At 40.5% G+C, this 11,979-nt stretch carries 12 protein-coding genes; 10 read left to right on the top strand and 2 right to left on the bottom strand.

Going from position 1 to position 11,979, the window contains the following annotated elements; all coding sequences use genetic code 11:
• The first annotated feature begins 5 nt into the window (after positions 1–5).
• The 10 genes from ACFX4G_RS18820 to cobO are packed head-to-tail and all read left to right on the top strand — an operon-like array spanning position 6 to position 8,868.
• A complete protein-coding gene (locus ACFX4G_RS18820; protein ID WP_013083415.1) occupies positions 6–653 on the top strand; it encodes a precorrin-8X methylmutase in 648 nt (215 codons plus the stop codon).
• A gap of 3 nt (positions 654–656) precedes the next feature.
• Positions 657–1,760, top strand: a complete 1,104-nt coding sequence (locus tag ACFX4G_RS18815; RefSeq protein ID WP_043982896.1) for a cobalt-precorrin-5B (C(1))-methyltransferase — start codon at positions 657–659, stop codon at positions 1,758–1,760.
• Positions 1,750–2,946 carry a precorrin-6y C5,15-methyltransferase (decarboxylating) subunit CbiE gene (gene cbiE / locus ACFX4G_RS18810; protein WP_340447323.1) on the top strand — a complete coding sequence of 399 codons (1,197 nt, stop codon included), beginning with the start codon at positions 1,750–1,752 and terminating at the stop codon, positions 2,944–2,946. The genes ACFX4G_RS18815 and cbiE overlap by 11 nt, the downstream gene beginning before the upstream one ends.
• Before the next feature lie 2 nt (positions 2,947–2,948).
• The gene (cobI, locus tag ACFX4G_RS18805; protein WP_013057310.1) at positions 2,949–3,650 is read left to right on the top strand and encodes a precorrin-2 C(20)-methyltransferase; all 702 of its coding nucleotides are present in this window, start codon (positions 2,949–2,951) and stop codon (positions 3,648–3,650) included.
• Complete coding sequence (cobM, locus tag ACFX4G_RS18800; RefSeq protein WP_025751698.1) at positions 3,647–4,423, top strand: precorrin-4 C(11)-methyltransferase; 777 nt, start codon at positions 3,647–3,649, stop codon at positions 4,421–4,423. Before cobI ends, cobM begins: the two co-directional genes overlap by 4 nt.
• Entirely contained in the window at positions 4,420–5,544 is a 1,125-nt protein-coding gene (locus ACFX4G_RS18795) for a cobalt-precorrin 5A hydrolase (RefSeq protein ID WP_377576127.1), read from the top strand. Before cobM ends, ACFX4G_RS18795 begins: the two co-directional genes overlap by 4 nt.
• 13 nt (positions 5,545–5,557) lie before the next feature.
• Positions 5,558–6,940 (top strand): cobyrinic acid a,c-diamide synthase CobB, encoded by a 1,383-nt coding sequence (locus tag ACFX4G_RS18790; protein ID WP_043982891.1) that lies wholly within the window; start codon positions 5,558–5,560, stop codon positions 6,938–6,940.
• Positions 6,937–7,707: a uroporphyrinogen-III C-methyltransferase gene (gene cobA / locus ACFX4G_RS18785; RefSeq protein ID WP_013057306.1), complete on the top strand. Its 771-nt coding sequence runs from the start codon at positions 6,937–6,939 to the stop codon at positions 7,705–7,707. The genes ACFX4G_RS18790 and cobA overlap by 4 nt, the downstream gene beginning before the upstream one ends.
• Before the next feature lie 20 nt (positions 7,708–7,727).
• Positions 7,728–8,297, top strand: a complete 570-nt coding sequence (locus tag ACFX4G_RS18780; protein WP_043982889.1) for a nitroreductase family protein — start codon at positions 7,728–7,730, stop codon at positions 8,295–8,297.
• 31 nt (positions 8,298–8,328) lie between these two features.
• Positions 8,329–8,868, top strand: coding sequence for a cob(I)yrinic acid a,c-diamide adenosyltransferase (gene cobO, locus ACFX4G_RS18775; RefSeq protein ID WP_013057304.1), 540 nt, complete (start codon positions 8,329–8,331; stop codon positions 8,866–8,868).
• A 26-nt stretch (positions 8,869–8,894) separates the two neighbouring features.
• Here the strand turns inward: cobO and spoIIP are convergent, their stop codons facing one another.
• Both spoIIP and ACFX4G_RS18765 read right to left on the bottom strand, forming a co-directional pair.
• The gene (gene spoIIP / locus ACFX4G_RS18770; RefSeq protein WP_043982887.1) at positions 8,895–10,064 is read right to left on the bottom strand and encodes a stage II sporulation protein P; all 1,170 of its coding nucleotides are present in this window, start codon (positions 10,062–10,064) and stop codon (positions 8,895–8,897) included.
• Between the two features lie 160 nt (positions 10,065–10,224).
• Positions 10,225–11,793, bottom strand: coding sequence for an RQC-minor-2 family DNA-binding protein (locus tag ACFX4G_RS18765; protein ID WP_377576124.1), 1,569 nt, complete (start codon positions 11,791–11,793; stop codon positions 10,225–10,227).
• Positions 11,794–11,979: the final 186 nt, after the last annotated feature.

The following is an 11,979-nucleotide window of genomic DNA, read 5'->3' as shown; positions in this document are numbered from 1 at the left end:
TTGAGATGGATTTTCGTACAGAATTTAAACCGTTAACTGTTCAGCCTCAGCAAATAGAAGGAAAAAGTTTTGAGATGATTACAGAAGAGCTTGGGCCTCATCCGTTTACAGACGAACAGTACCCAATTGTTCAGCGCGTAATTCATGCGTCTGCAGACTTTGAGCTTGGACGCAGCATGCTGTTTCATCCGGATGCGATTCAAGCAGGAATTAAAGCTATTCGCAGCGGCAAGCAAGTGGTTGCAGATGTACAAATGGTGCAAGTAGGAACAAACAAGCAGCGAATTGAAAAACACGGCGGTGAAATCAAAGTTTATATTTCGGATCCGGACGTAATGGAAGAAGCAAAGCGCTTAAATACAACGCGTGCAATTATTTCTATGCGAAAAGCCATCAAAGAAGCAGACGGTGGAATTTTTGCAATTGGGAACGCACCCACAGCTTTACTTGAATTAATTCGTTTGATTAAAGAAGGAGAAGCGAAGCCTGGGCTTGTTATTGGTCTGCCGGTAGGATTTGTTTCAGCAGCTGAATCTAAAGAAGAACTTGCAAAACTTGACGTGCCGTTTATTACAAACATCGGGCGAAAAGGCGGCAGTACGGTAACGGTTGCTGCATTAAATGCAATTTCAATTCTTGCAGATCAGGTGTAACGCATGAAGGAAGTACCAAAAGAACCTAAGAAACTCAGAGAAGGCTATACGACGGGCGCTTGTGCAACGGCAGCTACGAGAGCAGCTCTGCTTACGCTAATTTCAGGAGAAGTGCAAGATGAGTCAACGATTTACCTACCTGTCGGCCGCTTTGCTACGTTTCATCTTGAAGAATGCGAGTATCGCACAAGCAGCGCTGTAGCTAGCATCATTAAAGATGCTGGAGATGATCCCGATGCCACGCACGGAGCGCTGATTATTTCTGAAGTTTCGTGGTGTAATGGTGCAGGCATTATCATTGATGGAGGAGTGGGAGTAGGGCGTGTAACAAAGCCCGGCCTCCCGGTTCCTGTCGGTGAAGCAGCCATTAACCCTGTTCCAAGAAAGATGCTGAAAGAAACGGCTGAACAGCTTCTAGCTGAATACAATATACAAAAAGGCGTTAAGATTGTCATCTCGGTTCCTGAAGGAGAAGAAATGGCGAAAAAGACATTAAATGCGCGTCTAGGTATTTTAGGAGGCATTTCGATACTGGGGACGCGGGGAATTGTCGTTCCGTTCTCAACAGCTGCTTATAAAGCAAGTATCGTGCAGGCAATCAGCGTTGCTAAAGCGAGTAATTGTGAGCACGTTGTCATTACGACAGGGGGCCGAAGCGAAAAGTATGGAATGAAACAGTTCCCTGAACTTCCGGAAGAAGCATTTATCGAAATGGGAGATTTTGTTGGATTTACGTTAAAACAATGTAAAAAGCAAGGAATGAAAAAAGTATCGCTCGTAGGCATGATGGGAAAGTTTTCAAAAGTCGCGCAAGGCGTTATGATGGTTCATTCAAAAAGTGCACCCATTGATTTTAATTTTTTAGCAAAAGCAGCTTCTGAGTCAGGCGCTTCTGCTGAACTGGTAGAGGAAATAAAAGGTGCAAACACAGCTTCTCAAGTGGGGGATTTAATGACGCAAAGCGGTCATCATAAGTTTTTTGAAAAACTGTGCGAGTACTGCTGTTTATCAGCATTAAAGGAAGTAGGGGACGGAATCGATGTCGATACGTCTCTTTACACATTAAAAGGAGATTTTTTAGGACAGGCGGTGCAACATGGCAATTAAAATTATTGGAATTGGTGACGATGGGAAGTTAAGCTTGCTTCCTATGTATGAACAGTGGGTGTATGAAAGTGATGTGCTAATTGGAGGAAAGCGTCACCTGGATTTTTTTCAAGATTTCGAAGGAGAAAAAGTAGCGATTGAAGGGGGTCTTTCTCCTCTTGTTGAACGTTTAAAAAACGAAGAAGGAAATGTGGTTGTGTTAGCGTCAGGCGACCCGTTATTTTACGGAATAGGAAGCTATCTTTCTACGAAGCTAGACGTTGAAATATATCCTTATTTAAGTTCTATTCAGCTTGCATTCTCACGTTTAAAAGAGCGATGGCAAGACGCTTATTTTACAAGCGTGCACGGCAGGAGCATAAAAGGGCTGGCTCAGCGCATTGACGGCTATAAAACAGTGGCGATTTTAACCGATGAGCAAAATTCTCCTAGTGCTCTGGCAAACTACTTATTATCATTCGGCATGACGGAATACAAGATGTTTGTAGCAGAGAATTTAGGAGGAGAAACGGAGCGCTGTCAGCTGCTTTCGCTGGAAGAAGCGGCGAATCAACTGTTTTCTCCGCTTAATGTCGTGATATTAAAACAGGTAGAAAAAACCCCAGTCTGGCCTCTCGGAATAGAGGACGATGAATTTATTCAACGCAAGCCGGACAAGGGGCTTATTACTAAAAAAGAAGTTCGCACACTTAGTATTAGCGCCCTGCAGCTAAAGAGAGACAGCGTCGTATGGGATATCGGAACATGTACGGGTTCAGTCGCAATTGAAGCGGCTAAAATTGCGCGTGAAGGACAAATTTTTGCCGTGGAAAAAAACGAAGCAGACTTAGAAAACTGCAGGGAAAATCTATTGAAATTTCGAGTAGACGCCCACACTGTGCACGGGAAGGCACCGGAAGGGTTAAGTGAGTTTGCTGATCCTGACGCGGTGTTTATTGGAGGCACAGCAGGAGGCATGGAAACCATTTTAGACGTGTGCTGCAGCCGGTTAAATGCAGGAGGGCGCATCGTATTAAATGCCGTAACGATTGAAAATTTAGCAGAAGCAATGAAAGCTTTTAAAGAGCGAGGATTCGAGACTGCTGTTACCCTTGCACAAATTTCAAGAAGCAAGCCCATTTTACATTTAACGCGATTTGACGCTTTAAACCCCATTTATATTATTACAGCCAAAAGAGGAGAATGAATATGATTGGAACATTGTACGGACTTGGAGTTGGACCGGGAGATCCAGAACTTATTACAGTAAAAGCATTTCGTAAATTAAAAGAATCACCCGTTATTGCGTACCCGAAAAAACAAAAAGGAAGCAAAAGCTACGCCCAAAAAATTATTGATGTCTATTTCAGTGCAAATGAAAAAGATATGCTGGGCCTTGTGTTTCCAATGACAAAAGATCCTGCTATTTTGGAAAGAAAATGGACCGAAACGGTAGAACGAGTATGGGAAAAGCTCCAGGAAGGAAAAGATGTAGCATTTGTCACAGAGGGAGACCCTATGCTTTACAGTACGTTTATTCACATGATGCGTCTAATGCAAGAACGTCATCCTGAAGCTCCGATTCAAGTAATTCCTGGTATTTCATCCATTAATGGAGCTGCATCTCGTTTAGGTATTCCGTTAGCAGACGGTGATGAACATGTAGCAATTGTTCCTGCTCGTGAAGATTATGAAACAATGAAAAAAGTATTAATGGAAAACGACTGCGTCATTTTTATTAAAGTGGCCAAAGTCATCGATTTTATGGTCGGTCTTTTAAAAGAGCTTGATCTGCTTGAAAAAGCGTCAGTGGTGACAAAAGTAACGTCAGATGAAGAAATTATCTGGAAAGCTTCAGAACTAGAAGGAGCCGATTTACAATACTTAACGCTAATGGTGGTGCGAAAATGAAGTTATACATAATCGGAGCTGGACCCGGAGATCCAGATTTAATTACCGTAAAAGGCTTAAAATTACTTCAGCAAGCAGATGTTGTCTTGTACGCTGACTCACTGGTAAGTCAAGAGCTAGTTGCTAAGTCTAAACCAGGAGCTGAAGTGTTAAAAACAGCGGGTATGCATCTAGAAGAAATGGTCGGTACGATGCTTGAACGCATGCGTGAAGGAAAAATGGTTGTAAGAGTACATACCGGAGATCCTGCTATGTACGGAGCCATTATGGAACAAATGGTGCTTTTAAAAAGAGAAGGCGTTGATATTGAAATCGTTCCGGGCGTCAGCTCCGTATTCGCTGCTGCTGCAGCGGCTGAAGCAGAATTAACCATTCCAGATTTGACTCAAACGGTTATTTTAACTCGTGCTGAAGGAAGAACGCCTGTACCTGAGTTTGAAAAATTAACTGATTTAGCAAAACATAAATGTACCATTGCGTTATTTTTAAGCGCGACGCTCACAAAAAAAGTAATGAAAGAATTTATAAGCGCGGGTTGGAGTGAAGACACGCCGGTTGTAGTAGTCTATAAAGCAACGTGGCCAGATGAAAAAATTGTTCGCACAACGGTAAAAGACCTAGATGATGCTATGCGAACAAACGGCATTCGCAAGCAGGCGATGATTTTGGCAGGCTGGGCACTTGATCCACACATTCATGACAAAGATTATCGTTCAAAACTTTATGACAAAACATTTACCCATGGCTTTCGAAGAGGAGTGAAGTCGGAATGATTCAACTCCAAGAAGGAAAAAAAGCCTTCATTACACAGCGCGGAGATTATGCCGTTGTAGCTATCACAAAACACGGCGTAGAAATTGCAAGAAATCTAGGCCGCACTTTTCAGCAGTCTGATGTGTATTACATGAGCAAGTTTGAAAAAGGAGACGAACAAGAGCAGAACATCCAGCTGTTTTCAGGAAGCGTTCGGATGCTTTTGCCTTCTCTTTTTGAATCGTATAAAGGACTTATTATTATTATCTCACTGGGAGCAGTTGTGCGTATGATTGCCCCTATTTTAAAAGATAAGAAAACCGATCCTGCGGTTGTTGTCATTGATGATAAAGGTGAAAATGTCATTAGCGTGCTTTCGGGTCATATCGGAGGAGCAAATGAGCTTACGCGTGAAGTTGCGGCAGCTCTTGAAGCTCATCCTGTCATTACAACAGCATCCGATGTGCAAAAAACAATTCCGGTTGATTTATTTGGTAAGCGCTTTGGATGGGTGTGGGAATCAGCAGAAAAACTAACGCCTGTCAGCGCTTCTGTGGTGAATGAAGAAGAAATAGCAGTGGTTCAAGAATCAGGTGAAAAGAACTGGTGGCATTATGAGCACCCTGTTCCAGCTAACATTAAAACATATTCATCGATTCAGACAGCTCTTGAAGCATTGCCACATGCAGCTTTGGTCGTAACGCATCGCAATTTAAAAAAAGAGGAAGAAGCAATCTTAGAAAACGGTGTTCTTTACCGTCCAAAAGTACTAGCGATTGGGATGGGGTGCAACAGAGGAACAAGTGCAGCGGAAATTGAAACCGTTATTGAAAAAACGCTTGCTGAACTTCAGTTTTCAATGAAAAGTGTAAAAGCATTATGTACAATAGAGATAAAGAAAGATGAAGAAGGGCTATTAGAAGTGGCGTCTAAGTACGGCTGGGAGTTTGTCTATTATTCGCCCCAAGAGCTAAACAGCATAAGTATCCAACAGCCTTCAGATACTGTCTTTAAATATACAGGTGCATATGGCGTGAGTGAACCTGCTGCTATGTTATACAGCGGTGCTGATAAGCTTGAACTTGTGAAGAAAAAGTCAGGGAATGTCACCATTTCAGTGGCGCTTATTCCCTATGACTAAAGGAGAGAACAACATGTCAAACAGAAGACTCGTCATTGCCGGTACTGGAAGTGGCGTAGGGAAAACAACACTTACAATCGGGCTGATGGCAGCATTAAGACAAGCTGGTTACAGAGTTCAAGGGTTTAAATGCGGACCCGATTATATTGATCCAACGTATCATACGGCTGTTACAGAACGAACGTCTCGAAATATAGACAGCTGGATGCTTGAACACGATATGGTTAGAGAAATTGTCGCTCGTGCTAGTGAAGATGCTGATATTTCCATCATGGAAGGAGTTATGGGATTTTTCGATGGGAAAAACCCGTTAACGAACGAAGGAACAACAGCAGAAATCAGCTTAATCACCAATAGCCCTGTCCTTTTAGTTGTCAATTGTGCTAGTATGGCTAGAAGTGCAGCGGCGATTGTAAAAGGGTTTCAGCAATTTTTACCGGAAGCTAACATCGTTGGTGTAATTGCTAACCGGGTTGGAAGTGAAGGACATTATAAACTTGTTAAGGCAGCGATTGAGCAGGAATGTCATATCCCTGTAGTAGGCTACTTGAAAAGAAACGATGATCTTACGATTCCTGAACGTCACCTCGGGCTCATTCCGTCGATTGAACGAGGAGAGTTAACACCGTTTTTTGAACAGTTAGGAAAGCTTGTTCATGATACAATTGATATCGAAAAAGTATATGAACTGGCTTTAGCTCCTAAAATAGAAATTAATGATCCTATCTTTACAAAGCCGTCCGTACCTCAAGTGAAAATTGCTGTAGCGAGAGATGCCGCTTTTAACTTTTATTATGAAGAAAATTTCGAATTGTTAAAAGCTTACGGAGCAGAGCTTGTAGAATTTTCGCCTTTAAAAGGAGAAGTGGTTCCACAAGATGCTGACGGTCTTTATATAGGAGGCGGATTTCCAGAAGAATTTGCTGAAACGCTGGCTCAGCAAATCGACGTTAAAAATTCTGTTCGAGCAGCTATTCAAAAAGGGATTCCTACGCTTGCTGAGTGCGGAGGGTTTATGTTCTTAACAGATGCTATTGTCACGACAGATGATACATGCCATGAAATGGTGGGGCTTATTCCCGGACAAGTAAGAATGCAGACAAAATTAGCTGCTTTAGGGTACCGAGAAGTGACGGGAAAGCAGGGGAATTTTTTATTTAAAGGCGATATACAAGCTAAAGGCCATGAATTTCATTATTCAACCTTTCATTCAGAGAAAGAGTTTTCGCCTGCCTATGATACAAAAGGGATGCGAGGAATGAAAGAAGAAGGCTATATGAACAATAATTTAATTGCCGGCTATACGCACTTTCATTTCGGCTCTTCTATGAAGATGGTAGAAAACTGGGTGGAACAGTGTAAAGCGGTAAAAAAAGAAAGAAGAGATGCCGTGTGACAGTTGGAAAAGTATATTTAGTAGGAGCTGGACCAGGAGATCCGAAGCTAATAACCGTATATGGAATGGAGTGTATTCAAGAAGCGGATGTTATTTTATATGACCGCTTAGCCAACGAACAGTTGTTAAACTATGCTAAAAAAGACGCGGAGCTTATTTTTTGCGGGAAATTACCGGGTAAGCACGGAGTCATCCAAGATCGTATTCACGAACTGCTTGTTGAAAAAGCGCTTCAAGGAAAAGTAGTGACGCGCTTAAAAGGAGGCGATCCTTTTGTGTTTGGCCGCGGAGCAGAGGAAGCGGAAGTGCTTGCTACTCAAGGAATTCCTTACGAAGTCGTGCCTGGTATAACGTCAGGAATTGCAGCTCCAGCTTATGCAGGAATTCCTGTTACCCATAGAGATCATGCCACTTCTTTTGCGATTGTAACGGGTCATGGAAGAGAAGAAAAAGGAAAAGATTATTTAAATTGGTCAGCGCTTGCTCAAGGAATAGATACAATTGCGTTTTATATGGGCGTTGGAAATTTACCTCATATATGCAAGCAGTTGATGGACCATGGACGAGATAAACATACGCCAGTAGCGCTTGTTCAATGGGGCACAACGAAGTATCAGCGCACCGTAACAGGAACGCTTGCCACAATCGAAGAAATAGCAAAAAAAGCAGAAATTGCTCATCCTGCCATTGTGCTTGTAGGTGAAGTTGTGACAATTAGAGAAAAAATAAAATGGTTCGAAGAAAGAGCGGAAAATATTCTGCTTTAACGTTAAAAGGAGGAGACAATATGACGATTATTTCACAGCTAAAAGAACGAAGAGCGGTACGAGATCATGAAGCGCGTGAAGTGGAAAAAGAGAAAATCGAACAGCTGCTTGAAGCAGCGACGTGGGCTCCAAATGACCGAATGAGAGAGCCTTGGAGCTTTTATGTGATTCAAGGAGAAGCAAAAAAGAAGTATGAAGAACTGGCTGAAGCTTATTTAAAGGAGCGCTTTCCTACAAAGCCTCATTTAGTAGAAAGTTCGTTAAAAGCAGTAAAAAATACGCCTGTACATATCGTCGTAACAGCTGACACAGTTGAAGGAGACGATGAAGCCACTGAAGACAACAAATATGCGGTTTCATGCGCGATTCATTCCATGTGGCTAGCGGCTAAAGAACTAGGTCTTGGATTCGTTTGGAGAACAAGAGGCGTTGGTCTTGTTCGAGACGAGAGATTACATGAGTTTATTGGCAACCCTTCAGGTAAAGTCGTAGTAGGAAACGTATTTCTAGGCTATCCAAATGAAGAGTCTCTTACAAAAATGAAAGAGCCTGCTAGAACACCGTTTACAGAAAAAACAACATGGCTGTAAACTGAAATTCGAAGAAAAAGAGGTTTTTAGATTGAAAGACAAACGGGGTCTTACGTTAATTTATACCGGAGACGGTAAAGGAAAAACAACCGCTGCTTTAGGTCTTGCGTTGCGCGCTACGGGACGCGGACAAAAAGTATTAATGATTCAATTTATTAAATCTCCTCAGCGTACATATGGCGAAAAGCTGATGTTTGACAGAATAGGAATTGAAATGATTCAAACAGGAGTCGGCTTCACGTGGACAAAAACACCGCCTGAACATCGTGAAGCTTTGCAAAAAGCTTGGGCGCTAACGAAGGAAAAAGTCTTCTCGAATGAATATGATGTAGTTATTTTAGACGAGTTAAATAATGCACTGGCTATCGAGAAATTTCCTATTGATGATGTGCTACCGCTACACGAAGTAATTGACCTTATTCAAAAGCGCCCTGAGCATATGCATTTGGTCATTACCGGGCGTTCTGCCAAAAAAGAAGTGATGGATGCAGCAGATCTTGTGACGGAAATGAAGCCTCATAAACATTATTATGATGAAGGAATTCCTGCTGTAAAAGGAATTGAATTTTAAAAAGCCCTCTTCACTGAGGGCTTTTTTTATTGAGCAGGGGCATCTACTTTTTCAGCTTGCCAGTAAAATTGGCTAATGACATCAGACAGTGCTTTTGTTGTGTTGGTTAGTTCATCAAAGTTATTATCAACTCCGCCCACTTCAATTAAAATCGCATTTTTAGAAACATCTTGGTTATATACACCGTTACCGCTGGATTTGTTTTTGCCAATAACTCCGCGGCTTAACCCAGGATATTTCTTTTCAAGACCTTCATGAAGCGCTTTTGCCATTTTTAAGTTTTGTTCAAAGTTTTGATTCGCTTTCCCTAAAACAAACACAACTTTTGCATACGATTTATTGTTAATCTTAATGGTTGTATTATCTTTTCGAAGCGAATCTCGGTGCAAATCGATAAAGTAAGTTAAATCTCTATTCTCAGTCATCGCCGTTTCAATTACTGTGCGAGACATGGCGTACGATTGGTTGGTGTTCCAGCCTTTTTCTTTTAATTTCTGTCCAATATTGGTTTGATCCACTTCTGCCCCAATTCCCTGAGCCTCTAAATCTTTTCCTAGCATATTTGCGACTATATTAATATTGGTTTTACTATCTACAGCTTTATTAGCATCTGGATCACCTTCAAGTCCTAACAGAGGCAAGTAAGATTCCCAGCTGTGCGTATGATAAATATAAAATACCTTTTTTCCGCCAGTTGTATTATTATTTGGAGCATTCGTACCATCGTTATCTTTAGGTTGCTGAACTTTTGTAGTAGAATTTCTTTCTTTTAGCGTTTCATCTAACGGTGGTGCAGATTCTCTAGGGAAGTTTGTGAAATTTGTGCCTTCACCGGCGATGATAATATTGGAGTCGTAAATACTGAATCCAGGCAGTTCTGAACCAAACAAGCTTCTCGCGTCTTCTGCTCGAATACTTGTTGATAACTCTAGCAGTGTAGAAGAAAGACCTGGAGGCGAATAATTTTTATCAAAAGCCGTTGAAAAGTGGTGGTTTTCCTGGCTCATCAAATAATAAAGGCTTTCTGCTTTATGCTTCGATAACGTTTGATAGACAATAGAAGAATTGAACTGTTCTTTAAATGCTGAGTAACTTACTAGAACAATGATAGATGATGTCATTAAAACAATGGATAAAATAACAAGAACCATCTTATATGTTAACACTACAAAATTGGCGCGATTACTAGATTTCAATGGCGAAATCTCCTCTCTATGTCAGCATCAGGCTAATAGGTATGAAGGACTTTGCTAATCTAGTAATGATTATATGAATGGAGATTTCTAATTATGATAAGCATTTAATAGAGAAAGTAGTCTTCAAAATCAAAAAAGAAGAATCACGCGAGATATAATCTCATATTCTCCGTGATTCTTCTTCAAATAGACGTCGGATGGCTTCGCCTTTTGGAGTGAGGCTGAATCCTTTTTTCTCTTTTTTAAGCAGCTGATAGTTTTGTAATTCTTGTAAATACGTAACAATGCGCTTGCGCTTCACGGAACTTAATAATCCAAATGCGGGTGTTTTATCGAGCTCTTTTTGACGAATACTGTTAGTAGAAACACCTTCTAAAATTTGTACGTAACTCTGCTGAGTTTCCGTGTTCTTTAAGGTATCTATAAGCGTTAGTAACCGTAGCATTTGGTTTGAATCAAAAGTTATTTGACCGATTTCTAGCGGAGTCGAAAGCAGGTCCTGACGCTGCTTATGAAGTTCATTTTCTATCTTAGCGCCTATTTCTGTCAGTTTCTTTTCTATTTCGTTTGGGTCCATATAACATGTAAATTTGTTTGTTTCCTGCAGCAGGGTGACATCTGGAAAATCCCATTGTGAAAACCATTGAATGGAACCAACTTCGAGATTTGCATTCGGTGTTTTTACTTGTAATACCTTTTGAATGAAAGAAAGAAAGGGCTCGTTTTCCTGTAAAACTTGTCTTTGATTAAGTTGATAAGTGGTTAGGCTGCACAATTTGTCTTGGATTTCTTTGATGTGCACTTCATGATGCTTTAAAAGACTTTTCCATTTAAAAAAGACCAGTAGTTTTTGAATCACTTCTTCATTTTCATCTATAATCTCTTCGAACTGCCGCTGAGTTGTAGCTAAGCGTTTCGCTGCTAGCACTACATTATACTCATCATCGAGTGAAATAGCATTATTTGTAACATCATATGTTACGGAGAGACCTCTGTTTTCTGAAGTTAAGCGAATGATCTCGTTTTCTCCGTGAACAGTTAATACCGTATCTTCCGTATCTGAAAATCCTCTCTCAAAGGCGGTGAAAGGAAGAGATCGAAAAGGTCTCATAATGATTTCAATCCGATTGCGCCAAAAAGCAATTTGCTCAGGGTTTTTCATAATAAAAAGCAAAGGTGATTTTTTTGATTGTTCAATTGCTTCAATCACATCTGCATTTCGATGATAAAGGGAAATGAGCGGATGTTTGAAGAAATACTTATTAATATGTTGAATCCATTCTTCTTTGGAAGAATCATGTATCCTAGCACAAAACATGTAATCTTTCATAATACTTCCGAGGTAGTTTTCCAACTCATTTTTAGTTAAAACCGTAAAATCTTGAGAATAAAACTCATCATGATGAATAGGAATGCCGCGATTCTTATTATATTCTTTCCATAGAAATGAAGTCGGTTTCCAAAAGTGAGGATAAACGTCTTCATTTTTATCAATTGCGACAGGAAAACCGCCCCTATGACTTCCATATAAGAACGTTTGAAAAAGGACTATATCTTCTTGAGATAACTCATTCATTGCTCGCTCAAAGTAGTCATTTAAACGTCCAAGCAGCCCTTTAGTATGTTTACTTCCTACGGACCGAATCGATTTATTTTTGCGTCCGAGCGGAAGGAATGTTAAGTGGTTGTAAGCTGTAAAATCAACAGGCAAATTTTCTGGTAAAGTCATTTGTCTAACTCCTTTCATTTATTGAGTATTTTACCTATTAAAGAAGAGAAGAAAAAGTTTTAGTGTGTCTTGAATATAAGAGTTATTTTTAAAAATTTTCTGTTAATTAATCTGTAGAAATCAAGAAAAGGGATTCAAAGTAATTTTGAATGGGTATAGTAATAAAAATTTTGACACATATTATCG

Source organism: Priestia sp. YIM B13486, from assembly GCF_042787865.1.
Classification (GTDB): Bacteria; Bacillota; Bacilli; order Bacillales; family Bacillaceae_H; genus Priestia; species Priestia megaterium.
Note: the sequence above shows the minus strand (reverse complement) of the source record. Positions and strands in the feature narration are given on the sequence as shown.